3 protein-coding genes are annotated in these 20,609 nt (G+C 73.7%); 1 reads left to right on the forward strand and 2 read right to left on the reverse strand.

Going from position 1 to position 20,609, the window contains the following annotated elements:
- Positions 1 to 284 precede the first annotated feature (284 nt).
- Positions 285 to 16,931 carry an SDR family NAD(P)-dependent oxidoreductase gene (locus tag ACFYYB_RS36500; RefSeq protein ID WP_389441754.1) on the forward strand — a complete coding sequence of 5,549 codons (16,647 nt, stop codon included), beginning with the start codon at positions 285 to 287 and terminating at the stop codon, positions 16,929 to 16,931.
- An 85-nt stretch (positions 16,932 to 17,016) separates the two neighbouring features.
- Here the strand turns inward: ACFYYB_RS36500 and ACFYYB_RS36505 are convergent, their stop codons facing one another.
- Both ACFYYB_RS36505 and ACFYYB_RS36510 read right to left on the reverse strand, forming a co-directional pair.
- Positions 17,017 to 19,950 (reverse strand): BREX system ATP-binding domain-containing protein, encoded by a 2,934-nt coding sequence (locus tag ACFYYB_RS36505; protein ID WP_389441757.1) that lies wholly within the window; start codon positions 19,948 to 19,950, stop codon positions 17,017 to 17,019.
- Positions 19,874 to 20,101, reverse strand: coding sequence for a PqqD family protein (locus ACFYYB_RS36510; RefSeq protein WP_389441760.1), 228 nt, complete (start codon positions 20,099 to 20,101; stop codon positions 19,874 to 19,876). The genes ACFYYB_RS36505 and ACFYYB_RS36510 overlap by 77 nt, the downstream gene beginning before the upstream one ends.
- Positions 20,102 to 20,609 lie beyond the last annotated feature (508 nt).

Raw genomic sequence — 20,609 nt, forward strand, 5'->3', positions numbered from 1 at the left:
GGCTACGTCGCTTCGGCTTCGGAGTCCTGGATTCCTTATCCCACCATTGAAAGCAAAGAAGGGGGCTGCGGAGAACCCGGGCACCCCCCCTGAATTCACCCCGGTAACCCGAGTTCCGGGCCGCGCCGAAATACGGCGCATCCACCCCCGCCCTGCCCGCACTGATCAGGGGCATGCCCGGCGGGGTTAGGGGTGTCCTGCGGCTTTCTCTCGCAATTACCGTGCGATGACCTTGGGTCCGAGTCGGCCCCGATACAAAATGACACCGAGCTTGGAGCGTGCAGATGTCCGCGGGCTTCGTTCCTGACGCTGATCACCTGAACGGCGACGAGGCCCGTCCCGGGGCCGTACTTGCGGGCCAGTTGGCCGGCCTGCCCGAAACCGAGCAGGGCCGCCTCCTGCTCGACCTGGTGTGCGCACAGACCCTGGACGTGCTGCGCCGCACGACCCGTCCCGACACCGAGGCGGTGACGGAGACGGCCAGGCCCTTCAAGGGGCTCGGTCTCGACTCCATCGGCCTGGTCGAGCTGCACGCCCGGATCAACGCCGCGACCGGCCTGCGCCTGCCGGTGACCGCCGCCTTCGACCACCCCAGCCCCGAGCTGCTTGCCGCGCACCTGCGCGCCGAACTGCTCGGCGCCGACGCGGGCCCCCTCATCATCGAGGCACCGCTCAGGAACGACGACGAGGACCCCATCGCCATCGTCGGCCTCGGCGGGCGCTTCCCCGGCGGCCTGCGCAGCCCCGAAGAGCTGTGGGAGCTGGTCAGCGCCGGCGGGACCAGTGTCGGCCCGTTCCCCGACGACCGCGGCTGGGACCTCGACGCGCTGTTCGACGAGAACCCCGAGGCGCTCGGCACCGTCTCCACGCGCATCGGCGGATTCCTGCACGACGCACCCGAGTTCGACGCCGAATTCTTCGGCATAGCGCCGCGCGAGGCCCTCGCCATGGACCCGCAGCAGCGCCTGCTGCTGGAGACCGCCTGGGAGACCCTCGAGCGCAGTGGCATCGACCCCACCAGCCTGCGCGGCAGCCGCACCGGTGTCTTCGTCGGCGCCGGCGCCACCGAGTACGGCACCCGGGTCAAGCACGCCCCCGAGGCGCTGGCCGGCTACCTCATCACTGGCGGCGCCCTCAGCGTCGCCTCCGGCCGGATCGCGTACGCGCTCGGCCTAGAGGGCCCCGCCCTCACCATCGACACCGCCTGCTCCTCCTCGCTGGTCGCCCTGCACCTCGCCGTGCAGTCACTGCGCCGCGGCGAATGCACCCTGGCCCTGGCCGGCGGTATCACCGTCATGAGCACCCCCGGCCTGTTCACCGAGTTCAGCAGGCAGCGCGGACTGGCCCCCGACGGCCTGACCAAGGCCTTCGCGGCCGGAGCCGACGGCACCACCTTCGCGGAGGGCGCCGGACTGATCCTCGTCGAGCGGCTCTCCGACGCCCGCCGCAACGGCCACCCCGTCCTCGCCCTGGTCCGCGGCACCGCCATCAACCAGGACGGCGCGAGCAACGGCCTCACGGCCCCCAGCGGCACCGCACAGCAGCGGGTCGTCCTGCAGGCCCTCGCCGACGCCGGACTCACCGCCGGCGAGGTCGACGCCGTGGAGGCCCACGGCACCGGCACCGCCCTCGGCGACCCCATCGAGGCCGCCTCGCTCATCGCCACCTACGGCAAGGGCCGCGAAGCCGACAAGCCGCTGTGGCTGGGCTCCGTGAAGTCCAACATCGGCCACACCCAGGCCGCCGCCGGCGTCGCCGGCATCGCCAAGGTCGTGATGGCACTGCGGCACGGCATCCTGCCGGCCACCCTGCACGTCGACGAACCGACCCCGAACGTCGACTGGTCGGCCGGCACCGTACGCCTGCTCACCGAGCCCGTACCGTGGCCCGCGGACACCGAGCGCCCCCGGCGAGCCGGTGTGTCCGGCTTCGGCATCAGCGGCACCAACGCCCACCTGATCATCGAAGAGGCGCCTCGGGACGGCGCGGAGCAGCAGTCCGACCCGGCCGCCGCCCCCGGCTCGAACCGGGAGGCCGCCCAAGAGGCCGCCGCCGGGGCCACCGCCGCCCAGGACGCCGCCGAGCAACCGCGGCTCCCCGCCCTGCTCGCCGTCTCCGGCAGCTCGCCCGCCGCCCTCGGCGCCCAGGCCGCCCGCCTCGCCGACTTCCTGACCGCCGCCCCCGACCTCGACCCGGCCGCCGTCGGACACTCCCTCGGCACCACCCGGGCCGCCCTCGGACACCGCGCGGTGGTCCTCGCCGAGGACCGCGACGGCCTCCTCGAGGCCCTGCGCGCCGTCGCCGCCGGTGCGACGTCTCCCGACGTCCGCACGGGCACCGCCCACACCGGCCGCCTCGCCTTCCTGTTCACCGGCCAGGGCAGCCAGCGCATCGCCATGGGGACCCGCCTCTACGACGCTTTCCCCGCCTACGGCGACGCCCTCGCCGCAGCCATCGGGCACCTCGACCTCCAGCTCGACGTCTCCCTGTGGGACGTGCTGTTCGCCGAGGAGGGCTCCGCCGAGGCCGCCCTCCTCAACCAGACCCGCTACGCGCAGCCCGCGCTGTTCGCCGTCGAGGTCGCGCTCTTCCGGCTCCTGGAGTCCTGGGGCCTCACGCCCGACTTCCTCGCGGGCCACTCCATCGGCGAGATAGCCGCGGCCCACGTCGCCGGCGTGCTCGACCTGGCGGACGCCGCCACCCTGGTGGCCGCCCGGGGCTGCCTCATGCAGGACCTCCCGGCCGGCGGCGCCATGGTCGCCGTCCAGGCCACCGAGGAAGAGGTTCTGCCGCTCCTCACGGACCAGGTGGGCATCGCCGCCGTCAACGGGCCGTCCTCCGTGGTGGTCTCCGGTGACGAGGCCGCGGCGCTGGCCATCGGCGAGCACTTCGCCGCCGAGGGCCGCAAGACCAGCCGCCTGAAGGTGTCGCACGCGTTCCACTCGCCGCTGATGGAACCGATGCTCGAGGAATTCCGCCGGGTCGCCTCCGTCCTGACGTACTCCTCTCCGCGCATCCCCATCGTCTCCACCCTCACCGGCCGCCTCGCCACCACCGCCGAACTCACCTCCCCCGACCACTGGGTGCGCCACGTCCGCGAGGCCGTGCGGTTCGCCGACGGCATCGACTGGCTCGCCCGGGTCGGCGGCGTCCGCACCTACCTCGAGCTGGGCCCCGACGCCGTCCTCAGCGCACTCGGCCAGCACTGCCTGCCGGACTCCGCCGCCGACGACAGCGAGTTCGCGGCCCTGCTGCGCGGGGGCAAGGACGAGATCCGCCAGACCCTCTCCACCGTCGCCCTCGCGCACGCCCGGGGCGCCGCCCTCGACTGGACCGCCTTCTACGCGGACCGCGCCGAAGCCCGCGTGGACCTGCCCACCTACGCGTTCCAGACCCGCCGCTACTGGCTGACGGACACCCAGGACGGCGCCGACCCGGCCGGCCTCGGCCAGCTCGCCGCGCAGCACCCGCTGCTCGGATCCGTCGTCGGCCTCGCCGGCGGCGCCGGCACCGTCCTCACCGGCCGCGTGTCCCTGCGCACCCACGGCTGGCTCGCCGACCACGTCATCTCCGGCACCACGCTGCTCCCCGGTACCGCCTTCGTCGAACTCGCCGTCCGAGCGGGCACCGAGACCGGCTGCGAGCTGCTGGAGGAACTCATCCTCCAGGCGCCGCTCGTCCTGCCCGACGCCACCGCCACCGTCCTCCAGGTCGTCGTCGGCCCCGCGGACGCCTCCGGCCGCCGCACCGTCGACTGCTACGCGCGACCCGAAGACGCCGAAGGCGACGACGCCTGGGTGTGCCACGCCACCGGCACCCTCGCCCCGGCGACGGCCGCCGCCGCCCGCGCCGACGCCCACAGCGCCCTCGCCGGCGCCTGGCCCCCGGCCGACGCCCAGCCCCTCGACGTCAGCACCCTCTACGCCGACATGACCGGCCAGGGCTACGGCTACGGGCCCTCCTTCCACGGCGTACGCGCCGCCTGGCGTCGCGACGGCGAGGTCTTCGCCGAGATCGCCCTGCCCGAAGGAGCCCGCGCCGACGCCGCCGCCTTCGGCCTGCACCCGGCACTGCTCGACGCCGCGCTCCACCCCGCCGAGCTCGGCCTCCCCGACGAGGCCTCCACCGCTGTCCGGATCCCGTTCTCCTGGAGCGGCGTCACCCTGCACGCCACCGGTGCGACCGCCGTCCGGGTGAGGATCACCGCCGACGGGGACGAACTCGCCGTCGCCCTCGCCGACTCCGCGGGCGCACCCGTCGCCACCGTCGACTCCCTGCTGCTGCGCGCCGTCACCGGCGACCAGCTGGAGAGCGCCCGGCGCGACCCGCTGCTCAGCGTGCAGTGGAACCCGCTCGCCACGGCCGTGGAGCCCCGGACCGCCGCGGACACCGCACTCGTCGCGTTCGCCGGCCTGGCCGCGGACGCCCCCGTGCCCGGCCTCGTCCAGCACCGCGTCCCGCAGACCCCCGGCGGCGACGTCCCCACCGCCGTCCGGGCCGTCACCGCCGACGCCCTGGACGCCGTACGCCGCTGGCTCGCCGACGAGCGCACCGCCGACTCCCGGCTCGTCGTCGTCACCCGTCGCGGCACCTGGGCCGACGGCACCACCGCCGACCTCGGCCAAGCACCCGTCTGGGGTCTCGTCCGGTCCGCCGAAGCCGAGAACCCCGGCCGCTTCGTCCTCGCCGACCTCGACGGAACCGAGGCCTCCGAGGCCGCGCTGACCGCGGCCCTCGCCACCGGAGAACCCGAGTTCGCCCTCCGCGACGGCCGGGTGTACGTCCCGCGGCTCGCGGCCGTGCCCGAGCCCGGGACCCCCGCCGCGCTCCCCTGGGACGAGACCGGCACCGTCCTCGTCACCGGCGGCACCGGCGGCGCGGGCGCCGCCCTCGCCCGCAAGCTCGTCACCGAGCACGGCGTACGCCACCTCGTCCTCACCAGCCGCCGGGGCCTCGACGCTCCCGGCGCCGCCGAACTCCTCACCGAACTCGAGGAGTCGGGCGCGGACGTCCGGATCGCGGCCGTCGACATGTCCGACCGCGACGCCCTCTCCGCGCTCCTCGCCTCCGTCCCGGCCGAACACCCACTGACCTCCGTCGTGCACGCCGCCGGCGTCATCGACGACGGCCTCGTCGGCTCGCTCACCCCCGACCGCGTGGACACCGTCATGCGGCCCAAGGTCGACGCCGCCTGGAACCTGCACGAACTCACCCGCGGCCACGACCTGAAGGCGTTCGTCCTCTTCTCCTCCGCCTCGACCATCCTCGACGGCGCCGGCCAGGCCAACTACGCCGCCGCCAACCTGTTCCTCGACGCCCTCTCCGTGCGGCGCGCCGCCGACGGCCTGGTCTCCACCTCCCTCGCCTGGGGTCTGTGGGCCGGAGACGCCGGGATGGGCGCCGGTCTCGACGAGGCGGCCCTCACCCGCATCAAGCGGCTCGGCCTCGACTCGCTGACCTTCGACGAGAACCTGGAACGGCTCGACAAGGCACTGACCGGCGCGGACCCGGCCGTCGTCCCCGTACGCGTCAACCACCGCGCCGTCCGCGAACGCGGCGACGACATCCCGACCCTGCTGCGCGCACTCGTGCGCCGCCCCGCACGCAAGACGGCCGCGGCGACCTCCGCGGCCGCGGCGGGCGGCCGCTCCCCGCTCGCCGAGCAGCTCGCCGGACTCGACGACAGCGCCCGCACCGAGACGGTGCTGCGCCTGGTACGCACCGAAGCCGCGGGCGTGCTCGGCTACGACGGCGCCGACGACATCGCCCCCCAGCGGGCCTTCAACGAGACCGGCTTCGACTCGCTGGCCGCGGTGGAACTGCGCAACCGGCTCTCCGCCGCCACCGGCCTGCGCCTGAGCCCCACCCTCACCTTCGACTACCCGAACGCGGCCGCGCTCGCCGACTACCTCGTCTCGAAGCTGCCCGGCTCGGCCGCGCAGACGGCCCGGGCCGTCGCCACCCCCGTGGTGCGCACCGCGGACACCGACGACGACCCGATCGTCATCGTCGGCATGGCCTGCCGCTACCCGGGCGGGATCACCTCGCCGCAGGAGCTGTGGCAGTTCGTCGCCGACGGCAGCGACGCCATCGGCCCGTTCCCCACCGACCGCGGCTGGGCCACCGACCTGTACGACCCGGAGATCGGCAAGCCCGGCAGGACGTACTCCACCGACGGCGGATTCCTCTACGACGCCGCCGAGTTCGACCCGGCCTTCTTCGGGATCAGCCCGCGCGAGGCCCAGGCCATGGACCCGCAGCAGCGGCTCCTCCTCGAAGTCGCCTGGGAGGCCTTCGAGCGCTCCGGCATCGACCCGCACTCGGTCAAGGGCAGCCGCACCGGCGTGTTCGCCGGCGTCATGTACCACGACTGGGGCCTGCGTCTCGGCCCGCTGCCCGAGGACGTCGCGGCCTACCACGGCAACGGCAGCCTCGCGAGCGTCGTCTCCGGCCGCGTCGCCTACACCCTCGGCCTCGAGGGCCCCGCCGTCAGCGTCGACACCGCCTGCTCCTCCTCGCTGGTGGCCCTGCACTGGGCCCTGCAGTCGCTGCGCCGCGGCGAATGCACCCTGGCCCTGGCCGGCGGTGTGACCGTCATGTCCACCCCGGACACCTTCACCGACATGGCCCGCCAGCGGGGCCTCGCCGCCGACGGCCGCTGCAAGTCCTACGGCATCGGTGCCGACGGCACCGGCTGGGGCGAAGGCGCGGGACTGCTCGTCCTGGAGCGGCTCTCCGACGCCCGCCGCAACGGCCACCAGGTCCTCGCCGTGGTCAAGGGCGCAGCCGTCAACCAGGACGGTGCGAGCAACGGCCTGACCGCCCCCAACGGCCCCGCCCAGCAGCGGGTCATCGAGCAGGCGCTCGCCGACGCCGGCCTGGCCGCCGCCGACATCGACGTCGTCGAGGGCCACGGCACCGGCACCCGTCTCGGCGACCCCATCGAGGCCCAGGCGCTGCTGGAGACGTACGGACAGCACCGCCCCGAGTCGGGGGAGCCGCTCTGGCTCGGCTCGATCAAGTCCAACCTCGGCCACACCCAGGCCGCCGCCGGCGTCGCGGGCATCATCAAAATGGTGATGGCGATGCACAACGGCGTCATGCCGCACACCCTGTACGCCGAGACCCCGTCCGACCAGGTCGACTGGGACGCGGGCCGTGTCGAGCTCCTCACCGAGGCCCGTCCCTGGACCGCCGACGGCCGCCCGCGCCGCGCCGGTGTCTCCTCGTTCGGCATCAGCGGCACCAACGCACACGTCATCGTCGAACAGGCGCCCGCGGACGAAGCCGCCGAGCCCGCCGAGGAGACGAACCGCCCCGGCATCGTCCCCCTGCTGATCTCCGGCACCACACCGCAGGCACTGCGCGCCCAGGCCGACCGCCTGGCCGCCTTCCTCGACACCCTTCCCGACGGCGGGCTGCCCGCCGCCGCCCGCGCCCTCGCCACCACGCGAGCGGCACTGGAGCACCGCGCCGTCGCCGTCGGCGCCGACCGCGCCGACCTCGCCCGCTCGCTGGAGCTCCTCACCGGCGCCACGGCCGTCCAGGACGGCAAGACCGCGTTCTTGTTCACGGGTCAGGGTGCGCAGCGGATCGGTATGGGGCGTGAGCTGTACGCCGCGTTCCCGGTGTTCGCGGAGGCCTTCGATGCGGTGGTCACTGAGCTCGACGGGCATCTGTCGCGTCCGTTGCGTGAGGTGGTGTGGGGTGAGGACGCGGATGCGCTGAACCGGACCGAGTTCGCCCAGCCCTCGCTGTTCGCGTTGGAGGTCGCTCTGTTCCGGCTGCTCGAGGGCTGGGGAGTGCGTCCCGACGTGCTGGCCGGTCACTCGATCGGTGAGCTGGCCGCGGCCCACGTGGCGGGGGTCCTGTCTCTGGGGGATGCGGCCCGTCTGGTGGTGGCGCGTGGTCGTCTGATGCAGGCGTTGCCGTCGGGTGGTGCGATGGTCGCGATCCAGGCGACGGAGGAGGAAGTCCTCCCGCACCTGACCGATCTGGTCTCGATCGCCGCGGTCAACGGGCCGTCGTCCGTGGTGGTTTCCGGCGATGAGGCCGCGGCGCTGGCGATCGGCGAGTACTTCGCCTCGGAGGGTCGCAAGACCAGCCGTCTGAAGGTGTCGCACGCGTTCCACTCGCCGTTGATGGAGCCGATGCTCGAGGAGTTCCGCACGGTCGCGGAGAGCCTGACCTTCCAGCAGCCGAAGATCTACGCGGTTTCCACGGTCACGGGGGAGCAGGCCACCGACTGGCAGACCCCCGAGTACTGGGTGCGCCAGGTCCGCGCGGCCGTCCGCTTCACCGACGCCGTACGCCAGGCCGAAGCCGCGGGCGCCCGTACGTTCGTCGAGCTGGGCCCCGACGCCGTCCTGACCGCGCTCGGCCAGGGCTGCGCCACCCACGAGAACACCGCGTTCATCGCTCTGCAGCGCCGTGACCGCGACCAGCAGCGCGAGCTGCTGTCCGGCATCGGCACCGCCTGGGCGCGCGGCGTCACCGTCGGCTGGCCCGCCGTGCTCGGCGGCGCCGGCGACGCCCGCGCCGACCTGCCCACGTACGCCTTCCAGCGCGACCGGTACTGGCTCGACGTGACGGCCGCCACCGGCGACGTCACCTCCGCGGGCCTCGACGCCGTCGACCACCCCGTACTGACGGCGGCCGTCGAGTCCCCGCAGGACGGATCCGTCGTCCTGACCGGCCGGCTGTCCGCCACGGCCCAGGCCTGGGTCGCCGACCACGAGGTCCACGGGAACGTGCTCCTCCCCGGCACCGGCTTCGTCGAGCTGGCCGTACGCCTCGGCGACCAGGTCGGCTGCGACCTCCTCGAGGAACTCACCCTCGAAGCACCGCTGGTGCTGCCGCAGCACGGCGCCGCCACTCTGAGGGTCGTCGCCGGCGCCGCCGACGACACGGGCCGCCGCCCGCTGACCATCCACTCGCGCCGCGATGACGCCGCGGGACAGCAGTGGACCCGGCACGCCACCGGCTTCCTCGCCACCGGCACCGCCCGGCTGGAGGCACCCGACCTCACTCAGTGGCCGCCGCCCGGCGCCACACCCGTCGACGTCACCGGCGCCTACGAACGGCTCAACGAGCGCGGCTACGGCTACGGGCCCGCCTTCCAGGGCATGCGGGCAGCCTGGCGGCGCGGCGACGAGCTCTTCGCCGAGGTCGCCCTCCCCGAGGGCGTGCGCGCCGAAGCCCCCCGCTACGGACTGCACCCGGTCCTGCTCGACACCGCGATGCACGCCGACGTCCTCGTCGACCAGGGCGAGGGCGGCACCGAGGCCCTGCTGCCGTTCGCGTGGAGCGGAGTCTCGCTGCACGCCTCGGGCGCCGCAGCCCTGCGCGTCTACATCCGACGCATCCGCGGAGCCGAGGAATCGGCCCTGTTCGTCGCCGACGAGAGCGGCGCCCCCGTGCTCAGCGTGACCTCGCTGATCTGCCGCCCGGTCTCCGCCGAGCAACTGGAACCCGCCGACGGCACCCTCTCCGAGGACCTGCGCCGCCTGGAGTGGACCCCGGTCGCGGCCTCCGCGAACCCGGAGCCCTCCTCGTACCAGCAGCTCACCGAGGGCACCGCCGACGCGTTCGCCGCCCTGGGCGGACTCGCCGAGCTGCCCCGTACCGTGATCGCGCCGGTCACCACCCCCGACGGCGAAGTGCCGGAGGCGGTCCGCACCACGACCGCCCGGGTCCTCGGCCTCCTCCAGGCCTGGCTCGCCGACCCGCGCTCCGAGACGTCCACCCTGGTCGTGCGGACCCAGGACGCGGTCACCACGACCGAGGACACCGCGCCCGATCTCGCCCAAGCCCCGGTATGGGGTCTGGTCCGCGCCGCCCAGGCCGAGAACCCCGGCCGCATCGTCCTCCTCGACACCGACGGTTCCGCGGACCCGGACAGCGCTCTCCTCCTCGCCGCGAGCCTCGGTGAGCCCGAACTCGCCCTGCGCGAAGGCCGCTTCCTGACCCCCAGGCTCGTGCCCGCCCTCGTCCCGGACGCCCCCGCGCCCTGGGACACCGACGGCACCGTCCTGATCACCGGCGGGACCGGCGGCCTCGGCGCCATCGTCGCCCGCCACTTGGTGGCCGAGCAGGGTGTGCGTCACCTGGTGCTGACCAGCCGGCGCGGCCCGGACGCCCCGGGCGCCCGCGAACTGCGGGCGGAGCTCGCCCGGTCGGGGGCCGACGTACGGATCGCCGCCGTCGACGTGTCCGACCGGGACGCGCTCGCCGCGCTGCTCGCCGACATCCCCGCCGACCGGCCCCTGACCGGCATCGTGCACGCCGCGGGCGTGGTCGCGCCGGGCCTCATCGGCGCCCTCGGCCCCGACGGCATCGACACCGTGCTGCGCCCGAAGGCCGACGCCGCCTGGCACCTGCACGAACTGACCAAGGACGCCGAGCGGCTCACCGTCTTCGCGCTCTACTCCTCGGCGGGCGGCCTCGTCCTCCCCGCCGGACAGGGCAACTACGCGGCGGCCAACGTCTTCCTCGACGCCCTCGCCGCGCACCGCCGCGCCGCCGGACTCCCCGCCACCTCCCTCGCCTTCGGCCTCTGGGCGGTCAACACCGGACTCGGCGGGGACCTCACCGACGCCGACCTGGAGAAGGCGGAGCGCAGCGGCCTGCCGGCGATACCCACCGACCGGGGCCTGGCCCTGTTCGACGAGGCACTGCGCACCCGGCACGCCCTGCTCGCCCCGCTGCGGGTCGTCCCCGCCGCGCTGCACGCCCGCGGCGAGATCCCGCCGCTGCTGCGCGGCACGGCACGGCCCGCCCAGCGGCGCGCGGTCGCCGGCGCCGCACAGAGCGGCGGCGACTTCGCCCACCGCCTCGCCGGACTGACCTCCGCCGAACGCACCCGTACCCTGCTCGACCTGGTGGCGGGCCATGCGGCGACCGTCCTCGGACACGCCTCCGCAGCCGCCGTCGGCGCCGACCGGGCCTTCAAGGAACTCGGGTTCGACTCGCTGGCCGCCGTCGAGCTGCGCAACGCGCTCAACGCGGCCACCGGACTGCGCCTGCCCGTCACCCTGGTCTTCGACTACCCCTCCACGCGCGCCGTCGCCGAGTTCATCGACGACCGGCTCGGAGGCGCGCAGGCCAAGCAGCCGGCGGCCGAAGCCACGGCCCCGGTGGCCGTTTCGGACGACGAGCCGATCGCCATCATCGGCATCAGCTGCCGCTACCCCGGCGGCGTGCGCTCCCCCGAAGACCTGTGGGACCTGCTGGCCGAGGGCCGCGACGCCATCGCGGGCTTCCCCGCCGACCGAGGATGGGGAGACGTCTACGACCCCGAGCCGGCCACCCCCGGCAAGACGTATGCCCGCGACGGCGGATTCGTCTACGACGCCGCCGAGTTCGACCCGGGCTTCTTCGGGATCAGTCCGCGCGAAGCCCTCGCGATGGACCCGCAGCAGCGCCTGCTCCTCGAAGCCTCCTGGGAGGCCATCGAGCACGCCGGGATCGACGCGTCGAGCATGCGCGGCACCCAGACCGGTGTCTACGCCGGTGTGATGTACCACGACTACGGCACCCGCCTGCACAACGTCTCCGACGACATCGCCGGCTACCTCGGCAACGGCACCGCGGCCTCCATCCTCACCGGCCGCGTGGCCTACACCCTCGGTCTCGAGGGCCCCGCGGTCAGTGTCGACACGGCCTGCTCCTCGTCGCTGGTCGCCCTGCACATGGCCTGCCAGGCACTGCGGCGCGGCGAGGTCGGCATGGCCCTCGCGGGCGGTGTCACCGTGCTCTCCACCCCCGAGGTCTTCGTCGAGTTCAGCCAGCAGTACGGGCTCTCCGCCGACGGCCGCTGCCGCGCCTTCTCGGCGGCGGCGAACGGCACCGGCTGGTCCGAAGGCGTCGGTGTGCTCCTCGTCGAGCGGCTCTCCGACGCCCAGCGTCTCGGCCACGAGGTCCTCGCCGTCATCCGCGGTACCGCCATCAACCAAGACGGTGCGAGCAACGGCCTCACCGCCCCCAACGGCCCCTCCCAGCAGCGTGTCATCCAGCGCGCCCTGGAGGCGTCCGGGCTGACCACGGCCGACGTCGACATGGTCGAGGGCCACGGCACCGGCACCCGCCTCGGCGACCCGATCGAGGCCCAGGCACTGCTGGCCACGTACGGTCAGGGCCGCGGCGGCGACGACCCGGTATGGCTCGGCTCCATCAAGTCCAACATCGGCCACGCCCAGGCGGCGGCGGGCGTCAGCGGCGTCATCAAGTCCGTCATGGCGATCCGCAACGGCGTCATGCCGCAGACCCTGCACGTCGACCGGCCCTCGCCCGAGGTCGAATGGGACGGCGGCAACGTCGAACTGCTCACCGAGGCCCGCGCCTGGCCCGAGCGCGGCCGCCCGCGCCGCGCCGCCGTGTCCTCCTTCGGCATCAGCGGCACCAACGCCCACCTGATCGTGGAGGAGGCGCCGGCCCCGGCCCGTCCGGCCGAGCGCACTTCCGCCCCGGCCGTCGTACCGCTGCTGCTGTCCGCGACCGGCCCCGAGGCCCTCACCCGGCAGGCGGACCGGCTCCACGCCCACTTGCTGGGCGCGCCCGGGACGGACCTCACCGACCTGGCGTTCTCCCTCGCCACCACCCGTGCCACGCTCGAGCACCGCGCGGTGCTGGTCGCCGCCCCCGACGACCCGGAAGCCGTCCTGCGGTCCCTCGCCGCCCTCGCGGCGGGCGAGGAACCGGCCGACGGATCCGCCGACGCGGCCCGGTCAGCGGGACTCACCGCGTTCTTGTTCACGGGTCAGGGTGCGCAGCGGATCGGTATGGGGCGTGAGCTGTACGCCGCGTTCCCGGTGTTCGCTGAGGCGTTCGATGCGGTTGTCGCTGAGCTCGACGGGCATCTGTCGCGTCCGTTGCGTGAGGTGGTGTGGGGTGAGGACGCGGATGCGCTGAACCGGACCGAGTTCGCCCAGCCCTCGCTGTTTGCCATTGAGGTCGCTCTCTTCCGGCTGCTCGAGGGCTGGGGAGTGCGTCCCGACGTGCTGGCCGGTCACTCGATCGGTGAGCTGGCGGCGGCCCACGTATCGGGGGTCCTGACGCTGGGGGATGCGGCCCGTCTGGTGGTGGCTCGTGGTCGTTTGATGCAGGCGTTGCCGTCGGGTGGTGCGATGGTCGCGATCCAGGCGACGGAGGAAGAAGTCCTCCCGCACCTGACCGATCTGGTCTCGATCGCCGCCGTGAACGGGCCGTCGTCCGTGGTGGTTTCCGGTGACGAGGCCGCGGCGCTGGCCATCGGCGAGCACTTCGCCGCCGAGGGTCGCAAGACCAGCCGTCTGAAGGTGTCGCACGCGTTCCACTCGCCTCTGATGGAGCCGATGCTCGAGGAGTTCCGCACGGTCGCGGAGGGTCTGACCTTCCGGGCGCCGAAGATCTACGCGGTTTCCACGGTCACGGGGGAGCAGGCCACCGAATGGCAGACCCCCGAGTACTGGGTGCGCCAGGTCCGCGCGGCCGTCCGCTTCACCGACGCCGTACGGACCCTCGCCACACAGGGCGCCACCCGCTTCCTGGAGCTCGGACCCGACGGTGTCCTGACCGGCCTGGCCCGGCAGATCCTCGACGATGACGACACCGTCCTGGTGCCCACCGCACGCAAGGACCGCGGCGAGCCCCGGACCCTGGTCACCGCCCTGGCCGCGCTGCACACCTCGGGCGTACGCGTCGACTGGGACGCGTACTTCGCCGGCACCGGAGCCCACCGCGTCGCCCTGCCGACGTACGCCTTCGAACGCAAGCGGTACTGGCTCGATTCGCCCGCCGCAGTCACCGATGCGAGCGGCCTCGGTCAGCTCGCCGCCGGGCACCCCCTGCTCAGCGCGGTCGTCGTCTCCCCGGAGCACGACGGAGTGGTCCTCACCGGCCGGATCTCCCTCGACGCGCAGCCATGGCTGGCCGACCACACGGTGCTCGGCTCCGTGCTGCTGCCCGGCACGGCGTACGTCGACATGGTGCTCCGCGCCGGCCGCGAGACCGGCAGCACCCTGCTCGAGGAGCTCACGCAGGAGGCGCCGCTGACGCTGCCGGAAACGGGCGGCGTGGCCGTCCAGGTCGTCGTCGGCACCGCCGACGCGGCCGGTCGGCGCAGCGTGTCCGTCTACTCGCGCACCGAGGAGCCGCAGGGCGGCGACACGGAGTGGATCCGCAACGCGGGCGGCGTCCTCGCCCCGCACGCGGCGCCCGCCGCACTCGACCTCGAGGCCTGGCCGCCGGCCGGGGCCCGGCCGGTCGACATCAGCGGACTCTACGACGAGCTCGCTGCGGCCGGCCTGTACTACGGCCCCGTCTTCCAGGGCCTCAAGGCCGCCTGGCGCGGCGGCGACGAACTCTTCGCCGAGATCGCCCTGCCCGAACAGGCCCAGGCCGACGCCGCGCTCTTCGGAGTGCACCCGGCGCTGCTGGACGCGGCCCTGCACGGCGACCAGATCCTGCGCAAGGACCGCGAGGACGCCGGGCGGACCACCCTCCCCTTCGCCTGGAACAACGTCGCGCTCCACAGCACCGGCGCCGCCATGCTGCGGATCCGGCTCACCACACCGGCCCCCGACACCCTGTCCCTGCGCATCACCGACCCGACCGGGGCCCCGGTCGCCACCGTCGAACGCCTGGTTCAGCGGGAGATGTCCGCCGGGCAGCTGTCCGGCACCGGCAGCCGCGAGGCCTCCGTCTTCCGCATCGAGTGGGAGCCGGTGTCCGTCGGGTCCGCGCGGGACTGCGTCGTCGTCGGCGAAGGACTGCCGGGTCACCGCTCGGTCGCCGACCTCGCGGCGCTCGCCGCCGCGGGCCGGGTGCCGTCGACGGTCCTGCTCCACGTACCGGACCTCCTCGCGGGCACCGCGGCGCCGAGCCCGGCCCACGAGGACATCCCCGGGCAGGCCAGGGCCGCCACCGCCCGGCTCCTCACCACCCTCGCCGCATGGCGGAACGAGGCCCGCTTCGCCGACGCCCAGCTGGTGGTGGTGACCCGCGGCGCCGTCGTCACCGACCCGGTGGGCGATGCCGTCGACTGCGTACAGGCCCCGCTCTGGGGTGTGGTGCGCGCCGCCCAGGCCGAGAACCCCGGCTGCTTCACCGTCATCGACATCGACGGGGACGAGGAGTCCGTACGGGCGCTGTCCTCGGCCGTCGCCACCGGCGAGACCGAGCTCGCTCTGCGCCACGGCAAGGCCTTCGTACCGCGCTACACGCCGGTGACCGTCACCGGCGAGGGCGCCGCGTCCCCGTGGGACGCGGACGGCACCGTCCTGATCACCGGCGGTACCGGTGTCCTGGGTGCGGTCCTCGCCCGCCACCTGGTGGCCGAGCGGGGCGTGCGTCACCTGGTGCTGACCAGCCGGCGCGGCCCGGACGCCCCGGGCGCCCGCGAACTGCGGGAGGAGCTCGCCCGGTCGGGGGCCGACGTACGGATCGCCGCCGTCGACGTGTCCGACCGGGACGCGCTCGCCGCGCTGCTCGCCGACATCCCCGCCGCGCACCCGCTGCGGGGCGTGGTGCACGCAGCCGGCGTCCTGGACAACGCCCTGGTCGGGGCGGTGACCCCGGAGCAAGTCGACCGGGTGCTGCGGCCCAAGGCCGACGCGGCCTGGCACCTGCACGAACTCACACGGGACCTGGACCTGTCCGCGTTCGTCCTCTACTCGTCGGTCGGCGGCCAGGTGCTGGCCGCGGGCCAGGCCACCTACGCGGCGGCCAACGTCTTCCTCGACGCACTGGCCGCCCACCGGCGGGCCGCGGGCCTGACCGCCACCTCACTGGCCTGGGGCCTGTGGGCCGGCACGGCCGGCGATGGACTGGACCTCAACGAGGCCGACCTCCAGCGGATGAGCCGTTCCGGAGTGTTCGAGCTGTCCTTCGCCGAGGGCGTCGCCCTGTTCGACGAGGCGCTGCGGTCCGCCGACCCCGTTCTCGTACCGGTCCGCCTGGACCGGGCCGTCCTGAGGTCGCGTACGGACGAGGTTCCCGCGCTGCTGCGCGGCCTGATGGGCCGCCGTCCGGCGGGGCGCCCCGGCACCGCACCGACGGCACCCGCCGCCGCGCAGCCGGAGGGCACCGAGGTCGAGCTCAGGCTCGCCGGGATGTCGGGTGTGGAGCGTGAGCGGTATCTGGTGCAGTTGGTGAGGGGTCATGCGGCGACGGTGCTGGGTCACAGTGATGTGGCCGCGGTTCCGGGTGAGCGTGGTTTCACGGAGCTGGGGCTGGATTCGCTGGGTGCGATCGAGTTGCGCAATCGTCTGCAGAAGGCGGTCGAGGTGCGGCTTCCGGCGACGTTGATGTTCGACTACCCGAACCCGGTGTCGCTGGCGGCGTTCCTCTTGGAGGAGCTGGCACCCGGACTCGAGCGCATCGCCCAGGAGCAGGTCCGGGCCCAGGCCCCCGCCCAGACCCACGGCACCGAGATCGAACGCAGCCTTGCCGGGATGTCGGGTGTGGAGCGTGAGCGGTATCTGGTGCAGTTGGTGAGGGGTCATGCGGCGACGGTGCTGGGTCACAGTGATGTGGCCGCGGTTCCGGGTGAGCGTGGTTTCACGGAGCTGGGGCTGGATTCGCTGGGTGCGATCGAGTTGCGCAATCGTCTGCAGAAGGCGGTCGAGGTGCGGCTTCCGGCGACGTTGATGTTCGACTACCCGAACCCGGTGTCGCTGGCGGCGTTCCTCCTGGAGGAGCTGGCACCCGGACTCGAGCCCGCTCCCGGGGCCGACGCCGACGACGACACCATCCGGCGCGCGCTCCAGTCCATCGAGCCGGCCGCGCTGCGATCGTCCGGTCTGCTCGATGCGCTGCTGAAGCTCGCCGGACCCGCGGCGGGCAGCCCGCAGCCGGCGGCGACCGAGACCGCCGCCGTGGACGACGCCACGGCAGCCATTCAGGACATGGACGTCGACGCCCTGGTCCGCGCGGCCCTGGCGACCGGCTCCTGACCGGAGCAGGAACGGTGAACGCCCCGCGGCGGTGAGGTCAAGGCCTCACCGCCGCGGGGCGTTCGTCGTTCGGTCCACCGTCCGGTCAGACGGTGACCCGGCTGCCCAGCTCCAGGTCCAGCGGAAGGTCTCCGCGGCACCTGATCTGCAGCTTGCGGTAGACGCGCGTCAGGTGCTGTTCGACCGTGCTCACCGTGAGGTAGAGCTTCGCCGAGATCTCCCGGTTCGTGAGGCCCTGGGCCGCCAGCGTGGCGACGCGCTGCTCGGAACTGCTCAGCTTCGTCTCGGTGCTCGTGCCGCCCGAACCGACCGAACCGACCAAGCCGCCCGAACCGGCCGGTGCCCGGTCACGGGCCGGGGCCGCGAGAGGCGCGTCGGGCAGGATCTCCTTGCACAGCGTCATGGCCTCGCACTCCTTGGCCAGGTTCCACGCCGTACGAATCATCGAGCTGCCCTTGGCGGGCGAACCGTCCGCCTCCAGGGCCCGGCCCAGTTCCGCCATGGACCGGGCGGTCTCCATCCGGTCCCCGGAGCGGTGCAGCTCGTCGATCGACTGGCTGAGCGTCGACATCCGCTGCTTCGGGTCACCGGTCAGCGCCCGCAACCTCAGGGACACACCCCGTACCGAGGGCCGCCGCGCATCGGGCAGCGAGAGCTGCTGGAGCACGAACTGCTCGGCCTGGCGCGGCTTGCCCAGGAGCAGCAGAGCCTCGGCGGCGTCCGTACGCCACGGCAGATGGGCGGGCCGGTCGGCCCCCCAGCCCTCCAAGATCCTGCCGATCTCCAGGAAGTCGGCCAGTGCCGCGTGCGGCTGATTGACCGCCAGCTGATGCAGACCGCGCGCCCGCAGGTATCCGAGTCCGTACAGACTCGTCAGGAACCGCTGCGGAACCTGCTGGTCCGCATACCGGGAAGCCTCCGCGTAGCGGCCCATGCCGCTGCAGGCGCGGATCAGTACCGCGGTCGGCGCACAGTGGAAGGTACCGCCGCTCTTCTCCGGCAGCAGCTCCAGTGCCAGGGAGGCATGGGTGTGGGCACCGCGCAGATCGCCCAGCCGCAGCAGCGACTCCGCGTGCAGGGTGGTGAAGACCGCGCTCCAGCCGGGGGCCTGGCAGCGGTTCGCCTCCTCCATCAGCTTCCGGCTCCACGGCACGGCCCGCTCGGGGTGCTCGGAGGCGATCAGGGAGCGCAGCGCCTGGGAGAGCGGGGCCATGGTGGCATCGGTCAGCCGCGCCGACTGCAGCAGTCGCTCGCTGGCGGCGACACCGGTGTCCAGCATCGTGTCGAGGGGGGACGTCCCCGGATCGGCCCCCGTCCCCTCCGGTCCCTTCAGCAGGTGCGCGGCATCGGGCAAGCGGCCCTGGGCGAGCAGCAGCCCGGCCAGCTGCTGCACGTGCTCGGCGCCCAGCCGGCCCGAGTGCATCTCGTCGAGAAGTGCGCCGACCTGCCGCTCGGCGGCCGCGGGGTCGTAGCGTGTGGTGATCTGCGCGCGCCGGATCCGGATGGCGCTCCGCAACGGGCTGTCGGCACCGGCCTCGTGGGCCAGCTCCAGCAGCCGCAGGGCCTGGCGCGCGTCGTTCTGTGCGAGGAGGTCCTCGGCGGCGTCGCGCAGCACCTCGATGTCCGCGGCGCCGCCGGACCACGGCGCCCCGTCGGCCGAGGCGGCGAGCAGATGCCCGGCCACCGCCGTCGCCGGACTGCCGTCCTTGCGCAGGACCGCGGCGGCCCGGCGGTGCAGGTCCGCCTTCGTGCCGGGATCGGTGCCGTCGAGGACCGCGGCCTGCGCGCCGACGTGCCGGAAGCGGACGCCGTCGAGGATGCCCGCCGCCTCCAGGGCGGCCAGGCCCCGCTGAGCGGAAGAGGAGCCGACGCCGAGCAGCCGGGTGATCCGCTGCGTCGAGGCGAGTTCGCCGAGCAGCGCGACGGCGCGGGCCAGCCCGGTCGCGGTCGGCCCGGTGCGGTGCAGGCAGGTGGCCACGGCCTCGGCGAACGGGCCGCCGGGCGCGGGAGACAGCGGCAGCTCCGCGCCGGCGTCGGCCGCTGGTGCTCCGTCGTCCTGACGGCGCTCGTGCTGCTCGTGCTGCTCGTACTGCTCGTGCCGCGCCTGCTGTCCGTGCTGTTCCTGGAATTCTTCGAGCTCTTGCAGCAGGGCGCGCAGCAACAGCGGGTTCCCGCCACTGATCCGGTGCAGGTCCGCCGCGAGCTCCGCCCGCGGCCGCCCTGCACCGTGCTGCCCGCCGAGTACGGCGCCCACCTCGGCCGGCGACAGCAGACCCAGCCTGATCCGCCGGAAGTGCGGCTGCCGCATCAGCTCCGTGGTGAACACCGGGTCCTGGGCCTCGGCGTGCGGTGTGGCGGTGACGACCATCAGCACCGGAGCCGAGCGGGCGTGCCGGGCCACGTACTGCAGGTACCGCAGGGACTCCTCGTCCGCGTGCTGCACGTCGTCGACGCAGAGCACCACGGGGCTGACCGCGCTCAGCGCGCGCAGCTCCGCGCAGAACGACTGCATCGCCCCGACGCGCGACGGCGCGGGGGAGCCCGCGGCGGACTCCGGAGACGTGAAGGCCTGTGCGCCGTTGACGAGCTGTCCCAGGACGCTCAGCGGCACCTGCTGCTCGGGGGGCGAGGCGACCGCGCCCAGCACGACGGCGCCGGCGGCGGACGCCCGCTCGGCGACGGTGTCGAGGAGCGTGCTCTTGCCGGATCCCGTAGCGCCCTCGATCAGTACGATGCGGGACTCGCCGGACATGCAGTCCGCGAGAGCCGTGTCCAAAATTGCGATCACCGATGCTCGACCCACCAACGACATACTCGCCCCCGTAGCGAAAGGTCCACCCCTAACTTGCACCACAGTGGAGGAGCCGCCTACAGGGGTGGTCGAGCCATGACGGAGCACCCCGAGGGCGGGCGACCGGGCGTGGAGGGATAGGGGGTGGGATTCAGGGACCGGGTTCGCTGCGGACGAGTCCCGCATCGCGCATTTCGTCGACCCAGATCTCGAGGTCGGCCAGAGCATTGGCGGGAGCGGTGTCCCACAGTCCGGCCAAGACGTTGGCCGCCGCCGCCACGTCTCCGTCGTGCTGGCGCAGCACGATCCACATGGCGGTTCCCACGGGACCGCAGTAGAACCGCTCCGTCCCGTCCGCGGATTCCGTCAGGACTTCCATGCGCCCGTTCTCATCGACGGCGACACTGAGCCCCGGCACCGGTCGAACACGCACAGATACCTCCAGTGCCGGTTCCCAGTGGTCACCCGGGGAGTGACGCGGTCACCTGGGACTTCCTGACCGGCGGGTGTTCGGCCGTCGTCGGCTCTGCAGCCGATCGAGCGCATCTCAAGCTATTACGGAATGCGGCCCAGATCCATGACGGCAACGGCACTCTGGGGTTGCCCTTTCGGCACACCCCTTAGGTGTCCCTTAGCCGGGCAAACTCGTCTACCCGGGCATAGGGGGACGGGCCTTCACACCCGATCCGCCGCGAGTTGGCCGGATATCGCGGCCCTTACGGACGGGGGTCCGGCCCGCCGGGTTTCGGCGGACCACGGACCCCTTTCTGCCGGTTATCGAAAAACCTCGGACCGGCGCGCGAATCGGAGCGGCCTCCCGTTCCGGCCGTGCGGGCGCGGCACGCTCCGGTCCGCCGGCCCGTGCGGTTCCTGAGGCGGGCCTCGAG

The organism is Streptomyces sp. NPDC002886 (assembly GCF_042888445.1).
In the GTDB taxonomy this organism is placed as follows: domain Bacteria; phylum Actinomycetota; class Actinomycetes; order Streptomycetales; family Streptomycetaceae; genus Streptomyces.

Coding starts and splice junctions, on each gene's coding strand:
- ACFYYB_RS36500 (WP_389441754.1), top strand. CDS start 285: ATGTCCGCGGGCTTCGTTCCTGACGCTGATCACCTGAACGGCGACGAG.
- ACFYYB_RS36505 (WP_389441757.1), bottom strand. CDS start 19,950: ATGCTCTGGCCGACCTCGAGATCTGGGTCGACGAAATGCGCGATGCGG.
- ACFYYB_RS36510 (WP_389441760.1), bottom strand. CDS start 20,101: ATGGAAGTCCTGACGGAATCCGCGGACGGGACGGAGCGGTTCTACTGC.